The 16431-nt window shown below is 40.3% G+C and carries 20 protein-coding genes; 9 read left to right on the forward strand and 11 right to left on the reverse strand.

Features of this window, described 5'->3' with window-relative positions:
* Positions 1–21 precede the first annotated feature (21 nt).
* Both M2273_RS09310 and M2273_RS09315 read left to right on the forward strand, forming a co-directional pair.
* Positions 22–237 (forward strand): hypothetical protein, encoded by a 216-nt coding sequence (locus M2273_RS09310; RefSeq protein ID WP_429395798.1) that lies wholly within the window; start codon positions 22–24, stop codon positions 235–237.
* A gap of 195 nt (positions 238–432) precedes the next feature.
* Positions 433–1008, forward strand: a complete 576-nt coding sequence (locus tag M2273_RS09315; protein ID WP_429395801.1) for a YceI family protein — start codon at positions 433–435, stop codon at positions 1006–1008.
* A 77-nt stretch (positions 1009–1085) separates the two neighbouring features.
* Here the strand turns inward: M2273_RS09315 and M2273_RS09320 are convergent, their stop codons facing one another.
* Entirely contained in the window at positions 1086–1481 is a 396-nt protein-coding gene (locus M2273_RS09320) for a hypothetical protein (protein WP_429395804.1), read from the reverse strand.
* Positions 1482–1599: 118 nt separating this feature from the next.
* Between M2273_RS09320 and M2273_RS09325 the strand changes: the two genes are divergently transcribed.
* Together M2273_RS09325 and M2273_RS09330 are read left to right on the forward strand one after the other, a co-directional pair.
* On the forward strand, positions 1600–2850 hold the full coding sequence (locus tag M2273_RS09325) for a DUF2130 domain-containing protein (protein WP_429395807.1): 1251 nt from the start codon (positions 1600–1602) through the stop codon (positions 2848–2850).
* Positions 2851–3005: 155 nt separating this feature from the next.
* Positions 3006–3926, forward strand: coding sequence for a ChbG/HpnK family deacetylase (locus M2273_RS09330; protein WP_429395810.1), 921 nt, complete (start codon positions 3006–3008; stop codon positions 3924–3926).
* Positions 3927–3941: 15 nt separating this feature from the next.
* On the opposite strand, the gene M2273_RS09335 is transcribed toward M2273_RS09330, so the two are convergent.
* From M2273_RS09335 to M2273_RS09355, 5 genes are all read right to left on the reverse strand, one after another.
* Complete coding sequence (locus tag M2273_RS09335) at positions 3942–4151, reverse strand: hypothetical protein (protein ID WP_429395813.1); 210 nt, start codon at positions 4149–4151, stop codon at positions 3942–3944.
* Positions 4152–4464: 313 nt separating this feature from the next.
* Positions 4465–5430, reverse strand: coding sequence for an EamA family transporter (locus tag M2273_RS09340; protein ID WP_429395815.1), 966 nt, complete (start codon positions 5428–5430; stop codon positions 4465–4467).
* 8 nt (positions 5431–5438) lie between these two features.
* Positions 5439–5918 carry an Lrp/AsnC family transcriptional regulator gene (locus M2273_RS09345; RefSeq protein WP_429395818.1) on the reverse strand — a complete coding sequence of 160 codons (480 nt, stop codon included), beginning with the start codon at positions 5916–5918 and terminating at the stop codon, positions 5439–5441.
* Positions 5919–6202: 284 nt separating this feature from the next.
* Positions 6203–6493 (reverse strand): DUF3892 domain-containing protein, encoded by a 291-nt coding sequence (locus tag M2273_RS09350; protein ID WP_429395821.1) that lies wholly within the window; start codon positions 6491–6493, stop codon positions 6203–6205.
* A gap of 165 nt (positions 6494–6658) precedes the next feature.
* Positions 6659–6874 carry a hypothetical protein gene (locus tag M2273_RS09355; RefSeq protein ID WP_429395823.1) on the reverse strand — a complete coding sequence of 72 codons (216 nt, stop codon included), beginning with the start codon at positions 6872–6874 and terminating at the stop codon, positions 6659–6661.
* Positions 6875–6980: 106 nt separating this feature from the next.
* Here M2273_RS09355 and M2273_RS09360 point away from each other — a divergent pair, with 106 nt between their 5' ends.
* Entirely contained in the window at positions 6981–7376 is a 396-nt protein-coding gene (locus M2273_RS09360) for a VOC family protein (protein WP_429395826.1), read from the forward strand.
* Positions 7377–7385: 9 nt separating this feature from the next.
* Here M2273_RS09360 and M2273_RS09365 read toward each other — a convergent pair whose 3' ends face one another.
* Complete coding sequence (locus M2273_RS09365) at positions 7386–8747, reverse strand: metallophosphoesterase (protein ID WP_429395828.1); 1362 nt, start codon at positions 8745–8747, stop codon at positions 7386–7388.
* A 64-nt stretch (positions 8748–8811) separates the two neighbouring features.
* Between M2273_RS09365 and M2273_RS09370 the strand changes: the two genes are divergently transcribed.
* On the forward strand, positions 8812–9675 hold the full coding sequence (locus M2273_RS09370; RefSeq protein WP_429395830.1) for a glycoside hydrolase family 16 protein: 864 nt from the start codon (positions 8812–8814) through the stop codon (positions 9673–9675).
* Positions 9676–9872: 197 nt separating this feature from the next.
* The gene (locus M2273_RS09375) at positions 9873–10070 is read left to right on the forward strand and encodes a hypothetical protein (RefSeq protein WP_429395832.1); all 198 of its coding nucleotides are present in this window, start codon (positions 9873–9875) and stop codon (positions 10068–10070) included.
* Positions 10071–10144: 74 nt separating this feature from the next.
* On the opposite strand, the gene M2273_RS09380 is transcribed toward M2273_RS09375, so the two are convergent.
* Positions 10145–10840, reverse strand: coding sequence for a Pr6Pr family membrane protein (locus M2273_RS09380; protein ID WP_429395834.1), 696 nt, complete (start codon positions 10838–10840; stop codon positions 10145–10147).
* Positions 10841–11273: 433 nt separating this feature from the next.
* Here M2273_RS09380 and M2273_RS09385 point away from each other — a divergent pair, with 433 nt between their 5' ends.
* The gene (locus M2273_RS09385; protein ID WP_429395836.1) at positions 11274–11768 is read left to right on the forward strand and encodes a VOC family protein; all 495 of its coding nucleotides are present in this window, start codon (positions 11274–11276) and stop codon (positions 11766–11768) included.
* A 21-nt stretch (positions 11769–11789) separates the two neighbouring features.
* On the opposite strand, the gene M2273_RS09390 is transcribed toward M2273_RS09385, so the two are convergent.
* Genes M2273_RS09390 through M2273_RS09400 form a run of 3 tightly spaced genes read right to left on the reverse strand, consistent with a single transcriptional unit; the run spans position 11790 to position 13049 of the window.
* Entirely contained in the window at positions 11790–12008 is a 219-nt protein-coding gene (locus tag M2273_RS09390) for a hypothetical protein (RefSeq protein WP_429395839.1), read from the reverse strand.
* 17 nt (positions 12009–12025) lie between these two features.
* The gene (locus M2273_RS09395; RefSeq protein ID WP_429395841.1) at positions 12026–12427 is read right to left on the reverse strand and encodes a hypothetical protein; all 402 of its coding nucleotides are present in this window, start codon (positions 12425–12427) and stop codon (positions 12026–12028) included.
* A 49-nt stretch (positions 12428–12476) separates the two neighbouring features.
* Positions 12477–13049: an RNA polymerase sigma factor gene (locus M2273_RS09400; RefSeq protein WP_429395843.1), complete on the reverse strand. Its 573-nt coding sequence runs from the start codon at positions 13047–13049 to the stop codon at positions 12477–12479.
* 344 nt (positions 13050–13393) lie between these two features.
* On the opposite strand from M2273_RS09400, the gene M2273_RS09405 reads away from it, so the two are divergent.
* Positions 13394–16240, forward strand: coding sequence for a hypothetical protein (locus M2273_RS09405; RefSeq protein WP_429395846.1), 2847 nt, complete (start codon positions 13394–13396; stop codon positions 16238–16240).
* Positions 16241–16431: the final 191 nt, after the last annotated feature.

Consider the following 16431-nt stretch of genomic DNA (forward strand, 5'->3'; position numbering starts at 1 on the left):
TTAGTTATAAATTTAATTATCGTGGAACCTTTTACAGTAACCATTGATGGAGTGAATTACCAGGTAAGCCTTCATTCAGCATTTCCAAGGCTATTTGATGTTTTTAATAAAGATGTTAATTATACTATAGGTAAAACCGATGCTGGTAATTGGGTTTATATAAAACATGAGCCACTGTCTGCAATTATCCCAATAACTGAAATTGGCGATGCTATTGATAACCATGTGGCTGAATAGTAATAATTTATAACTGATTGCTATAGCTCGCTGCTTTTACAATCCTCCTTTTTTTATTAATGCCCACTAAAATGGTAGAGATTTGTCATCAAATTTTAATAAAAAGATGTTTAAACACTTATTTTAAAAAAGATCAAAATCATTTATATACTTTTGGGCCATAAATAAAAGAAATTTAAAAAAAAATTAAGCGCAATGAAAAAGATTTTTATCCTGCTAACATCAGTATTTTTGTACACGGCAGCATCGGCACAAACTACCTGGACTGTTGACAAAGCACACTCAAATGTTAAATTCACTGTTACCCACTTGTTGGTAAATGACGTTGACGGCACTTTTAAAACTTATGATGCTACTATCATTTCAGCAAAACCTGATTTCAGCGATGCTAAAGTTGCATTTACTGTACAAACAGCTTCTGTAAGTACAGAAAATGATAACCGCGATACTCACTTAAAATCTGCTGATTTTTTTGATGTTGCCAATAAACCAGCACTTACGTTTACCAGCACTGGTATCTCTAAAACATCTGATAAACATTATGCGGTAACTGGTAATCTTACTTTAGCAGGTGTTACTAAACCGGCTACATTTGATTTATGGTACCGTGGTACCATAACCAACCCAATGAGCAAAGCTGATGATGCTGGTTTCCAATTAACCGGTACTATCAAACGTTCTGATTTTAATTTTGGTAGTAAATTTGGTTCAGCTATGTTGAGCGACGAAGTAACTATCAAAGCTAACGGCGAATTTGCTAAAGCAAAATAATTAATTGACTGATATATAATAACGCTGCGGCGTGCTCATGCAAATGGGTACGCCGTTTGTTTTTTTAAGGAAGGTGCTTAATCGTCAGACAGGAGTTGTTTAATGGTATCAAACCATAACTGGTTTTTGGTACCAAAAAAGCCATGGTCAATAATAAGGTATATGGTATTATAACCGTCGCCGGTTTTGTAAACTAATCTTAAGGGTTGCCAAAACATACCATTATTTTTAACAAGTGAGCGTTTATACACCTCGTCAAATCCCAGGTATATCTGCTCCAGTTTATTAAGAGGGATATTAAGATAATTATAACCATCAATCACCAGGCTGTCGGCGGTCATTATAATTTCACCCTCCCGATGGTGCGGGGGTGGCGTAAGCGAAAAAAGTGTTCCGCCTTCATCAATTAATGTGCATGCTGCAATTTCATAATCATAGCTCCACATGGCCTTGCCTATCTGTAAAATTTGCATTGCTTAAATATCAGCATTTTAATTGGTAACTGCAACCGGGTAATTTTGTGTTAACTTATGCGCTAAGTAAAATCCCTATCTTTGATATGCGAAACTATTTTTTCGTAATATTTATCATATGGCTACAGAAGTTAAGTGCCCCAATTGTGGTTTTGGTTTCCCGATAGAGGAGGTGATGGCCGAGGAGTATAAAAAGGAACTCCGGCTTAAAATGCAAGACTATACCCGCCAAAAAGAAGACGAGTACCGTAAAAAGGACGAAGAGTTTTTACAAAAAGAGCGTCAGCAAAAAGATGCTTTTGAACAACGGCTAATTGAAGAGAAAAAGCAATTACAACTGGCAATGGAGCAAAACTTACGCAAATCCATAAGTCAGGATTTTGAGAATCAATTGCTCATGCTCAAAACTTCGGCGCAGGAGAGCGAAGAAAAGCTGAAACTCTCACGCCAAAAAGAGCTTGAATTTTTACAGCGTGAAAAGCTTTTGCAACAAAAAGAAGAAGAAATGGAGCTTGCTCTGCAGCGTAAATTGCAAGAACAGCGTAATGAACTGAGCGAACAGATCAGGAAGCAGGAAAATGAACGCCATAGCATAAAGGATACCGAATACCAGCTAAAAGTCAAAGAGTTGGAGAAACAGCTTGATGATCAGAAAAAGCTGGCCGAAGAGATGAAGCGTAAAGCTGAGCAGGGTTCCATGCAGTTGCAGGGCGAAGCGCAAGAACTGATACTGGAAGAACTGCTGCGTAATTATTTCCCTTTTGATGTGATAAGCGAGGTAGGGAAGGGGGTGCGTGGTGCCGACTGCGTGCAAACTGTGCGTAACCAGTTTGGGCAGGAGTGTGGCCGTATTATATATGAAAGCAAGCGCACAGCAACTTTTGGTACCGACTGGATAGAGAAGCTTAAAAAAGATATGCGTAGTGTTGGTGTTGATGTGGCTGTGATTGTTACCCAATGCTACCCGAAAGGTATGGATTGTTTTGGCGAAAAAGATGGCATTTGGATCTGTAGTTTTGATGAGGTAAAGGCGGTTTCCTACATCCTGCGCGATGGGGTGATCAAACTTTCAAACCAGGCACGCTCGCAGGATAATAAGGGCGATAAAATGCACTTGTTGTATGATTATTTAACCAGCAGTGAGTTTTCTGAACAGTGGAAAGCTATTCGTGAGGGATATATGAGCATGCGCCTGTCCATACAAAAGGAGCGTGATGCAATGGAAAAAATGTGGAAATCGCGCGAGAAGCAACTGGATAAAGTATTATTGAACGCCGCCCACATTAAAGGAAGCGTTGAAGGAATTGCAGGTAGTGATTCTATACAACTTAGCTTAACCGATGATGAAGACGCTCTGCTGTTGGAATAATTGTAAAAATTAAGTTATAATCAATATGCAAAGGCCGGCCAGCACATGGCTGGCCTTTTGTACTATTAAAATTTACTATCTTAACCTCCTGAAGCTCTGCTGTCGCCAGAGCTTCAAAGCATTTAAAATATACTTATATACTTTGTTTTTACCATATGAAAAAGATAGGTTTCCTTTATTTATGTTTGGTTTTGATAGCTATGGGCACAAAGCCAGCTCAGGCACAATCTCCAAACAAACTTCCACAACTGTTGCTCAGGCTTGATGATATCGGGATGAACCACTCCGTAAATATGGCGGCCGAAAAGGTGGCTAAAACCGGGATGCCTGTTTCTGTATCCTTACAATTTGCTTGCCCCTGGTACCAGGAAGCTGTTGAAATACTAAAGAAATACCCACAGGTAAGTGTGGGCGTACATTTAACGCTTACATCCGAGTGGAAAAACTACCGCTGGGGACCGGTATTGGGCCGTACGGCGGTACCCAGTTTAGTTGATAAGGATGGTTACTTTCCGCAGTCAACAAGGGCATTTGCCAAAAGCGGTTACAAGCTTGATGAGGTTGAAAAGGAATTATCAGCACAAATTGAACGTGCCCTGGCTTCGGGTCTAAAAATAAGTTATATAGACCCGCACATGGGTATCGCATTATCAACTCCCGAATTAAGGGCGCTTACCGAAAAACTGGCGCATAAATATAAACTGGGTATATCGATACTGAGCAAGGTTAATTACTTTGGCGAAACCTATAAGGAAATGTGGGGCGAGCCCATCGCCACTAAAAAGTCGGAATTTTTGGATTATGTAAGCAACAAGCTTGACTCAACCCGCCCAAACCTAATGGTATTACATACCGCTACGCCAAGCCCGGAGATGGATGTTTTAGTTGATATGAACAGCAATATGATGAACTCTAAAGATGGTAAACCACTTACAAGTTTACATCGCCAAACAGAGCTTAATGCGTTATTATCACCAGAATTTAAAAGTATGATCGGCAAAAAGTTTCAGTTAATTAATTATCAGCAACTATTGGCCACCAAAGATATCAGCGTGCTTAAGACCTCAGACAAATAGCCTTTTTGAGGTTGCCTATTTTTTAGATGTAGCCACAATTACAATACCTCCAATAAGAATTATACCACCCAGGTAGGGTGGCCAGTTTACCGTTTTTTGCCTGTCGGCCGATACTTGTATAGGGCCCGCATCAATGATTTTTTCTTTTTTGGTGTAAGTAAAACCTGTCCAGATAAGCATTATCGCCCCTACTACAATGAGCACTATCCCTATAGTTTTGTTCATGACCGGTGGTTTAAAGTATGATATATATAAGAATACCTATTACATTAATTTGTTTGCCGGGGCAGGTAAAATATCATGACGACTGCTTTTTTAGGAAGTAAACTTTTATACAGAACGAGGGAGTTAGAGGGAACGAAATATAAAACTTTGTCATTCTGAGCGATAGCGAAGAATCTATTCGGAGACATACATAATCGAAAATCAGATTCTTCGCTATCGCTCAGAATGGCAATATGTAAAAAATTGCCACGCTATCGCTCGCAATGATGCGTGCAGAGTTAATGTATTTTCATTGGAGAGAATTTAGGTGAGGCTATTCCGCTACATTCACCAGCTCCAATTTTGCCTGTTTTTCTTTTTTGTATTTACTCAGGTTAATCAGTAACACACTGCCTAATATAATAACCAGGCCGCCTATTTGTAAAAGTGAAATGCTTTCGTGAGCAAACAGCACACCTAATATAACCGCTATAACAGGGTTTACGTAAGCATACGTACTTACCTGTGTTGCCGGGCGTACCTGCAAAAGCCATACATAAGCGCTAAAAGCAGCTATCGATCCAAAAATTATTAAATAAAGCAAGGCATACCAGCTATGCGCCGGGATATTTTGCCATTGCAAACCCTGTACTTCGTGGTGAAAAAAGCTTGATGGTAAAAACACCAAACCTGCAGACAACATTTGCCAGGCAGTATTTACCGGGGCCGATCCCTGTGTGTTATAATGTTTTGAGTATAATGATCCTGATGCCCAGGCTAAAGTACCTGCAAGCAGTAACAGCATCCCCGGTAGTTTTGAACCACCAGCCGATGCTTCAAACAATCCGCCTATTTGCTCACTAAACAGTAAAACTACACCAGCAAAGCCAATTGCAAGGCCAATGATGGTGGTTTTGCTTTTAAAATTTACACCCCAGTTTGGTTTGTCGAGCAGCACAAACCATATTGGCGGCGATGATACCATGATGGCTACCATAGCACTCGGCAGGGTTTGTTCGGCCCAAATCACGGCGCCATTACCTATTACCAGCAGCAAAAAGCCACTCACGGCTGCATGAATAATATTGCGCTTAACAAAAATTTGCTCTCCTTTAATTACACACCAAATGAGTAGTAAAATGCCGGCTATTAAAAAGCGAAGGGCGCCCAATAACATGGGTGGGAAACCATCAATCGCTATTTTTATAAAAAAGTAAGTAGAACCCCAAACCAGGTAAACGGTAGCAAAAGCTATAATAACTAATAAGGGGGATGCGGATTTTTGAGGTGTTAAGGCCATGACGATATTTATTTTTCGGGTATAACCAATTGTTGTTGTTCTTTAACAGTTTCAAGCACTATGGTGGTACGGGTGCTTATAATGTTGGGTATTTTACTAAAGCGTTCGCGCATAATGCGCATAAGCGAAGCTGAATCATAGGTGCGCACTTTTACCAGGTAACAATCGTCGCCGGCAACGTGATGTACTTCCTGTACCTCTGGTATTTTAGCCAGTTCGAGTGTGGCTTTACTGTACCCCGGCCCGTCAGATGCTTTCATAAATATAAAAGCCAGTAATTTTTGCTGTAACGCCAGCGGGTTTATGCGGGTGGTGTATTGTTGGATCACGTTTTTTTGCTCCAGCTTTTTTACGCGCTCCAACACGCCCGAGGGAGCCATGCTCAGTTCACGGGCAAGGTCGGCATTTGATATACGGGCATTTTCCTGCATCAGACGTAAAATGTGGAGGTCTGTTTTATCAAGTACTATTTCTGTTTCGCTATTCATTCTGTAATATTAGATAATTAAAGAATAAAATTCAAAATATGTTATAAAAAATGAATTTAATTCGACAAAACTACACTATTTGTGTTTGAACAGATATTAAAGGCGGTTTGGACATATCGAGAAATACGAGCCCGTTAGCAAGAAAAAAAAGAACAAAGGACCTATTCGCAGATCAGGTCCTTTGTTTCATGGGATAGTAAAATAGAATAAACAAAAAGTTTTAAAAAACAAACACCCGCCACAAACGTGGCAGGTGCAAGCAGATAAGGTATAGGTTTCTTAAATTACTTTTTGGCCAGCAAGTTTAGCAGTTTATCTGATTTGGTTTCATCAAAAGCAGTTTTAACATACTTGTACCCATTTTGGGTTGTAGCGGTAAGTAATTTAGCTTTATTTCCTTCTTCGTCTAAAATGTAAGCTGTACCGTTATCATTTATCCAATCAAAAAGTACATCTCTTGTAGTAATTCCGCGGTTCTGGGTATGGTCATCAATCCATACTAATGAGTTGATAGTCAGGTAGGGATTATCATGATCACCATTTGTTCTGTTTACTCCAGTTATTTGTATGGGCATGGCTAATAGTATCAGAGTTTAAATGTTTTAAAACTCTGAATTATATACCATCGGGTCAATCCGTGAAAACACGGTATTTTAGTGAGTTTAAACACGGTGTTTTCACGGATTGATGGTTTGGCTAATTGTTTTTGAAATAATATGACAGGTGACTAAACCAAGCCGCTATATCTTGATGATCTTGTCCTTTTTGCGTTCGGTTGCTTTTTGATTATCCGGTTTGGGGATGTGCTTTATAATGGTTATTAGGGTACTGGCTATAAAGCCTGTAGCCTTTATCCCAAAATGTATAAATGGTTTCATTACCTCCCAGGCATTACCATGTGAAGGTTGCACTTCCGGATCTTGTTTTCCTGTCCTTTTTATTTCGCGCGATGCCATAACGTAGTTGTTTAGAGTTTATATACATAAAAACCCTGCCACAATCATATATTGCGTATTCTATCTGAATTACTGTACATTTAATTTTCCCTAAATAAATGAGTAAATGGAAATAAAGAACCATATAGGCCGGCTTATTATTCTTGTTAACGATTTTGATGAGGCGTTAAACTTTTATGAAAAAAACTTTAGCGCCAAAGTACTGGTTGATTATACCACAACAGAAGGCCAGCGATTTTTGCATATTGGCTTTGATACTGCTGATGCCATAGGAATATGGTTTTTGAAAGGTGATGGTGAAAGGATCGGTAACCAAACCGCAGGGGAACCAACTTTTGTAATGTACACTAACACGCTGGATGCCTTATATCAAAAACTTTTAAAAAATGGAGTTAAAATAAAACTTAAGCCGGTTTATGCCGATACATACAGTTTTTTTCATTGTTATGATCTGTATGGCAACGAGATCATTATAACGGAGTTGAAAAATACAGTTTCCTAAATGACCCTTTTAAGCTTTCTTCCTTAATTCAATCACTGTAATCTCGGGCCATATACCCAAACGCCCCGAAAATGCCAGGAAGCCAAATCCCCGGTTTACATATAGGTAACGTTTTTTTTCGTTAGCCAGTCCGGCCCAATCAAAATAGCGGTACTTTACCGGGCTCCATCTAAAGCCTGGAATTTCAATACCAAACTGCGCGCCATGTGTATGCCCCGAAAGTGTAAGATTTATGTTGGTGGTATTATAGCGCACCTGCTCTTCCCAATGGGTAGGATCATGTGATAGCAGGATCTTAAAGGCGTCTTTAGGCACGCCTTGCAAGGCTTTATTCAAATCGCCAACTTGTTTAAAGCCGCGCCCCCAGTTTTGTACACCAATGAGCGATATTTTTTGTCCATCCTTTTCAATGGTTACATTTTCATCAAGCAGCAACCGATAGTCCAATGCTGCATGGTGTTGCTTTAATTTTTCAAGATTGGCGGCTTTTTCCTGTTCACTATTCCATTGTATATAATCGCCATAATCATGGTTACCCAGTATGGAGAATTGGCCGTACGGGGCTTTAATCTGACCGAACCTATCTATATAAGGCTCAATTTCTGACGCCGCGTTGTTTACCAGGTCGCCGGTAAAAACAAACAGGTCACTTTTTTGTGCTTTTGCCATGTCAATACCACGTTGTACAGCTTCGGTATTATCAAAACTGCCTGAGTGAATATCTGATAGTTGGGTGATGGTAAAACCGTCAAAAGCATCGGGCAAGTCGTCAAAATAAAGTGTGGTGCGGTGCAGTTTGTAGTCATATTTACCTTTGAACATGGCATAAAACATAGAGGTAAACGGAACGGCTGCTACCAGTACAGCTATTTCGCTGATGAATTTACGACGGGCAGGAAAAATAGGTTCATTTCCGGAACGGCTGGCTAAATGGAAGAGCCCAACCAAGAACCTTCCCAGGTCACCAAGTGATAAAACGATAACAAAAAATAGTTTGGTAATAAAAAAGGTTAAGAAAAGGCTCAGTATCCATTCATGGAAAGGGCGCATACCGTTGGCTGTACTAAAGCTGCCAAATCCCAGAAGAAACAGGGCGATTACACCAACAGAAATAAATAAATATCCAAATAATAGCACGTTACGCCATAGGGACGATTGCCAATCGGCACTTAAAGTTTTCAGTCCTGAAAAAATATACCAGTCGAATAGTAAACTAATTGCCGATATGATTAAAAATACTCTGAAAAAACTACCACTGTGCATGTAATTATGTATTGATCTGCAATTTATAAAAGGAAAGTTAATTAAATGGTAAAATTTAAAGGCGAAATAAGTTTTCATGTTTTGTGAAAACTTGTGTAATAATTTCATTACTGCCTGGTTTTAAAAGTTCATCAAACATAATTCCCTATTTTAGTCGTCAATTAATACCGCAATGAAATCGTATTACCTTTTATTATCAATAAGCCTTTTAATGGTTTCGCAGGCAAATGCACAGCAGCAATCCAAAACCGATACCGTATTTTTTGAAGATTTTAATGAACAGTCCCTTGATCGAAGTAAGTGGAATGTAGAAGTTACCGGGCATACGGTGAACGACGAGCAGCAGGCATATGTTGATTCGGCCGCTACTATATATTTGGTAAAAGGTAGTGATGCCGAAGGCGCGGTAAAGGGCGCGTTGGTATTAAAAGCATTATATCGGCCCGGGTTTACCAGTAAGCAGCAAAAAAAGTATGATTTTATATCGGGCAGGATAAATACCCAGGCTAAAATGGAATTTACCTATGGCACTGCTTCGGCACGTATGAAAATGACCGCCGGCGCTGGCTTATGGCCTGCATTTTGGGCTTTAGGCAATGGTAAATGGCCCGATTGCGGTGAGATAGACATGATGGAAACCGTGGGCGATTCGAGCTGGACCAGCCATGCCCTGCATGGTCCAAATTATTTTGGAAATACGCCGCTTGCTTATAGAGCTCATTTCCCGGCAGGCACTGATGTAACTCAATGGCATATTTATTCGGTTGACTGGACCCCCACCAGCCTGACTTTTAAAATAGATGGTAAGGTAACTTATACGGTAACTAAACCTATGGTCGAAAAATATGGCCGCTGGGCTTACGATAACAAAAAATTCATCATCCTTAACTTTGCCCTGGGTGGTGGCTATCCGGCCGGATATAATAAAGTTACCAAACCCTATTTCGGTATGTCAGCAAACACGGTGAACAAAATAAAAGCAGGTCAGGCCAAAGTATTTGTTGATTGGGTGTTAGTTACAAGGGGCAAGGAGTAACAATTGTTAAAGTTTGTTAAAGCTTTGTAATATGGATGCTATAACAATAATACCTGCCGATGTTGTAACGTTTTAAGTTTAAAATAATCTAAAAGGCAGAAATATAATTAACGGGTAAGCTAAATTTTACTTTTTTGAAACATTGCAATAACCGTTAATCCATATTTTTGAATTATCAATTTTAAACATCTACAACTATGGCAATATTAACAATTCAAATACCCGATAGCGAAGTAATTACCTTATCAAATATAGTTGAACAGGTAGCAGGCAGTGTAATAAAAGTTAACGCAGACGAAGATATACACACCAATGAATGTCTGCAAAAAGAAGATTTTTTTATAACGAATAAGCTGGCAAGATCTGTGGATAAAAGCTATCTGTGGAACGATTAAGCAAATAATAAAACTCTAACTGTTAATACACCATAAAAAGAGAAAGCCCTGCTCAACAGCAGGGCTTTCTCTTTTTATGGATCTGATGTGATATGAGTATCTGTTGATGATTTTGGGCTGAGGGTGCGCGTCAGTAAGATGAGCAATAGCCCAAGTAATAAAAAAACAACAAGTAGTAATAACGAATTGATTATTATAGTATAGTAACCCAGCTTACCGGCATCAATAAAAGGATAGGGGTAGATTTGGGTTATAGCCCCGCGGATAAGTATATATACCAGGTATAAGAACGGAAACCATAACCAGTTTAATGATTGGGTCCATTTCAATCTTTCTTTCGGTACAAAAATTAGCCAGTAAACAACAAATAGTATAGGGTTAATGAGGTGCAGTAATTCGTCTGTAATCTTGAGTAATCCTATTGGGTGCCATAAACTGCGCAGTATGATATTATAAACAAGACCAACGATGGTAATATATAGTGCTACACCCGTAAGTACATATCCTTGCGAAAAATACTTACTAAACGCTGTTGATGGTTTTAATAACAATGCTCCCAGACCCAGGCCAGCCAGCAAATTTACTTGTATAGTAAAATAACTAAATAACTGTACCAAAGTACCCGGAAAGCTACGCCCGCCGCTCATATAAGCGGGTATGGAAATATAAAATTGAGCCACCAGGGTAAACCAAATTAAAATAAACGCTAAAACTAAAGTGAAACTTGATGTATTGTTTCTGTTATGATTTTGTACTGGTGTTTGCTGCATGGGTAATAGCTTTTAATAAAAGTAAGAATAACACTTACTAAATGAATAAAATGCTTTCCTTAATCTGCATTTATAATAATATAATTACAGCATACAGGTAACCACATCTGGACTTTACTCGTAAAAATCACTATGAATGATTGTTTAACTATACCCAAAACAATTTATTGCAAAATTTGCAAAATTTGCGGGGCGCGCCCTGTTATTGAGGCCGATATTGCGGGGTTTTATGTAGTTAAATGTCCAAATGATAATAGTCATTACCACACCCGGTCGGGATTAATAGATATTGAAGATTGGAACAGAAACAATACGATACACTTTATTCCAGGGCGTGATATAAACCCACAGGTATCCTGCTGAGTAATTATTTTGTGACTTTTTCTGATGCCCCGCTTAAACCTATATCTTTAAGCTTTTAAACCAAACTCAAATGATCTTTTCTTTTAATTCAAATGCCAATAAAGCGGGTAAGCTAAAATTGGGATTATTGCTCCTGACTTTTATTTTACCAGCATTTTGCCAGGCACAAACCGGAAGTAACGCAACCCCCGTGGTTGATCATATAGCCATTTGCGTACGTGATCTTAAAAAAAGTGTAGCTTTTTATACTGATGTAATGCACCTGCAAAAGGTACCTAATCCGTTTGCTGATACTGTGCACCAATGGTACAGCCTGGGCAACCATGTAAAACTTCATGCTATACAAGGCGATTGTACAGGCAAACATGATAAAGCCGAACATCTTTGCTTTACCGTAAGTTCGGTTAAGGAATTTGCTAAAAAGCTTGATGAACTAAATATTCCTTATGGTAACTGGAAGGGTGACAGCAAGGAACCTACCTTAAGGCAGGACGGCGTGCTTCAGCTCTACTTTCAGGATCCTGACGGATATTGGATAGAGATTAACAGTCCTGCAAAAAAGTAATATTGCAAGGTTAACCGCATTCTAATACTTCAATTCCTGGCAATGGATGCCGGCTTTTTGTAATAGTGTTTCAATATATCGCGGAGAAAGGCCTTTGGCCACTATACGCAGTATATTATCGCAATCTTCCAGGTCAAAGTTCCACTGTGCAATAGCCGGAACTTTGGTGAGCAGGGTAGTAACCTTGCTCACCTGTCGCGGTTCTTTAACGCTTGTTGAAAATACCAGCACTTCCATCATCAGTTGGGTTAATATTATTATTTATCTTGTTTTTCTTCTTCAGGAGTAAAATCGTCCCAGCCGCGGCCACGGCCAAAACCGTGTCTTCCTCTTTCCCAATTGCAATGATCTTTCATTCTTGCTTTAAAACGCTCCTGATCTTCGGGGCTCATATTTTTAAAGCGTTCGCTCATACGGGCCCGCATATATTTGCCGCCACCGCCCCCCCAGCCGGGGCGCCCGCCTTTGCCAAAGCCAAACAATATTTTGCAAAGCACAAATAAGCCCATAGCCTGCCAAAAGGTAATTACACCTACATGTAAAATATCAGGTAATAAATTGTTCCATAACTGCATCACCACAAAACTGATGAGCGACAGGAAGGCGGCAACTGCCAGCGGAATAAATACAAAACGCCCTCTATACAATACTTGTCTCATTTTTTAATTTTTTAATTTTGAATAGCCTGCTTTTTTACTCAGGCAATCATTAATATTCTGTTATTTCTTTATACAATTGTTGTAAACGCTTACGCAGGTGCAGTACCGCGTATCTTTTGCGCGATACCAGGGTTTGAACTTTTTCGTCTGTAAGCTCAGCAATCTCCTGGAACGACATATCATCCAGTTCATGCCATATAAATACATCCTTTTGTTCAACGGGTAATTCATCCAGCGCAATAAATAATTGCTCCCAAAACAGGTTGCGTAAATATTCAGTTTCAGGAGTATTGGTTTCAGCGAATAATAAGGCCTTAAAATCGGTTGCTTCATCCTCATCATCCTCGCCGGCAAGCATATCATCAAGCAAAGTTTCGGTCCTTTTTTTATGCTTGTCAGTTATTTTATTGCGGGCTACCCTGTAAAGCCAGGCACTGGTTTGTTCAATAGGCTCTGTGTTGATCACCGAGCTAAACTGGTACCAAACATCCTGCAGAATGTCCTCAGCATCAGCATCGCTTTTTACCCTCCGCCTAATAAAACCCAACAGGCTTTTACCATACGCTTTTATAGTATGTATGATATGACTGTTCTTATCTTCGGGCATTAGTGCGGTTATCAATTTTTTGCTTCTTTAAAGATATAGACGATTGGGGTTTAAAAACATTTTAAATTATTTTAAAGAAAAGATAAAGGATGGAAAGATGAAGGAGAAAGGACTGAAAAAGCTTTGTCATTAAACAAGTTTGTCATGCTGAACGGAGTGAAGCATCTATTCATAAACTGTGCAGGGCGGCCATTAGATTCTTCGCTATGCTCAGAATGACAATGAATATATGATTTCTCAACCCTCCCTCCGCCGAAGGCGAAGGGAGATTCGTCCAGCGAAGCGCAGACGGGGTGAGTCTTCGTCAATATGTTAAACCGATTGTTTAAATTACAAATTGTACTTACTTTGAGCCCCGAATGAATAATCCCCTTGCCATTAATAAAATTATACAAAAACTGCTGCTGCCCGCGCTGTTATTAGCCGCAACTGTAACCAGGGCCCAGGAGTTTGGGGGTAACCCACCATCATTAAAATGGAAACAGGTAAATACACCGCCAGCAAGGATAATTTTCCCGGCAGGTATGGATTCTGCAGGCATCAGGGTAGCAAATATAGTGCAGCAAATGAACGGGCTTATAAAGCCAACCATTGGGCTTAAGCAAAAACAGGTAAGCATAGTTTTGCAAAATCAAACCACGGTTGCCAATGGTTACGTGGGTTTGGCGCCTTTCAGGAGTGAGTTTTTTTTAACACCCGAACAAAATAGCTTCGATATTGGTAGTTTGCCCTTGCCGCAGCAACTGGCCATTCATGAGTTTAGGCATGTGCAACAATACAATAATTTCAATGTAGGTCTGTCGCGGGCTTTGCGCATTTTGTTTGGCGAAGGCGGGCAGGCATTGGGTAACGACCTATCGGTACCTAACTGGTTTTTTGAGGGCGATGCCGTATTTAACGAAACCCACGTAAGTGAGCAGGGCAGGGGCAGGTTGCCTTATTTTTTTAACGGGTACCGGGCATTATGGGCTGCCGGCAAAAATTACAGCTATATGAAGCTGCGTAACGGATCGTACCTTGACTTCACTCCTGATCATTATCCGCTGGGTTATATGCTGGTTGCCTACGGGCGCCAAAAGTATGGCGATAATTTCTGGAAAAACGTAACACATGATGCCGCGGCTTTTAAAGGTGGGTTTTATCCTTTTCAGCGAGCGGTTAAAAAATACGCGACTACCGATTTTAAAACATTCAGCAACGAGGGACTGGATCATTTTAAAGAACAATTTAGCGGTGCCGATGCAAACGTTAAACCAGCGCCAAATACGTCCAAACATTTTTACGCCGACAGGGAATATCCTGCCTATATTAATGATAGTATGCTTATCTACATGAAAAGTACGTATGATCATATACCGGCCTTCGTCATAAAAACAGGTAATAAAGAAAGCCGCATCAGTACCCGTTCCAACTCGCTCGATAATTATTTCAACTATCATGATGGTAAAGTGATTTACGCCAGTTACCGCCCGGATGCGCGCTGGGGCTACCGTAACTACAGTGAACTGATGGTGCTGGATGTAAAAACCGGTAAGGAGCATCGCATCACACAAAAAACAAAATATTTTTCGCCGGCCTTTAGCGCCGATGGTAAAAGTATTGTAGTGGCGCAGGTAGCCACATCAGGAGCAAGTGAGCTGCATATATTAAATACCGATGGTAAGCTGATAAAGGCGTTGCCTAATCCGCAAAAGCTGTTTTACACCTACCCGCAGTTTTATGGTGATGATAAGCTAATTGCCGCCGTTAGGAACCCGGAAGGTGAAATGACCCTGGCACTGATAGATATTGCAACCGGCGCGGCAAAATATTTGATGCCTTTTGATTTTAGGCCAATTGGTTTTACTACCATAAAAAAGGATACGGTTTATTTTAGCCAAACGGATGGCATTAACGACAGGCTTTTTGTGCTGATGTTAGGCAGTAATAAATGTTATGAATTACTACCCACAGGTAACGACGCAGGCATTGGCTACTATCAACCCGCTGTAGCTGATGATAAACTGGCCTGGGTTGGTTTTACCGCCTCTGGTTATCAAATAAATGAAGTAAATAAAAAAGACCCCAAATGGATAGATGCCGGTACTGAGTATGCACATCATTTGCCGGATATGGGCATAACCGCGCTAAAACGCGATTCGTCGGCTAATATGCTGGGTGCAGTAGTTGATAAGCCGCTGCCCGTTACAGGTTATTCCAAAGCTCATGGGCTGTTCAATTTTCACAGCATCATCCCTAACATCAGTGATCCCAATTATTCCTTTGCCATTACCGGCGAAAATGTTTTGAATACTTTCCAGTCGGAGCTGTCATTTAATTATAACCGAAATGAAGGGTATAAACAATTTGGCTTTGGAGCTACTTACGGGGCCTTATTCCCATATATATCAGGCGGGGTTGATTATACTTTGGACCGTCGTCAGTTTTACAAGGGCAGTTACATTTACTGGAACGAAACATCATTGCATGGCGGCCTCGAAGTGCCGCTTAACTTTAGCGCAGGCAAACATATAACCAACCTTGCCTTTGGCAGCGATCTGTACTTTAACCGCACCAGCTTTCAGCAGGGTAATGCCCAACAATTTGCCGACAGAAGTTATACTTATCTCAACAACTATCTTTCGTTCAGTAATCAAATGCAGGCGGCCAAACAAAACATCTACCCACAATTGGCACAAAGCATCAGCATAAATTATAAATCGGCCATATCAGGGGCGGGGTCTACGCAGTTACTGGCTTCGGGCACTTTTTATTTCCCGGGACTGGTTACTAACCACAGCCTGGTGATCAATGTGGCCCATCAGCAAAAGGGCAAAAATAATGTAATAAGTTTCTCCAATAATTTCCCGTTCAGTAAAGGTTATACCGCCGAAAGTTTGGACGATATGAACAAGGTTGGTATTAACTATCATTTCCCCTTTGCCTATCCCGATGCAGGTTTTGGTAACATTGTTTACTTGCTGCGCTTAAGGGGAGCCCTGTTTTTTGACTATACCCGTGCCACCGCTGATAACTTTTTTACAAATGGCAGCAGCTTTAAACAAAACTTCCGGTCGACCGGAGCAGCAGTGTTTTTTGACACCAAATTCTTTAACCAGAACAGTATTTCCTTCGGCATTAGATACAGTCGTTTGTTAGATGATGACTTTTTTGGAGGCACCGGGCGTAACAGGATAGAGTTGGTATTACCGGTTACGTTTTTTTAGGAAAAGGGTTTTACTTGATGGACTGTGCAGCTAATTGTCTGAACCACGATTTATGGGATTAAGGGATTATCTCGATTTTATTTTTAACCAATCAACCCTCCCCCCGTCAGCAGATAAGCTTCGGGCGAAATCAGTCAGAACATGATGGCTTGTGCGACGGAGGGGCATTAGCGAATTTTGCAGAAGCAGTG

Origin of the sequence: Mucilaginibacter lappiensis, assembly GCF_050433765.1 — a bacterium.
Lineage (GTDB): Bacteria > Bacteroidota > Bacteroidia > Sphingobacteriales > Sphingobacteriaceae > Mucilaginibacter > Mucilaginibacter lappiensis_A.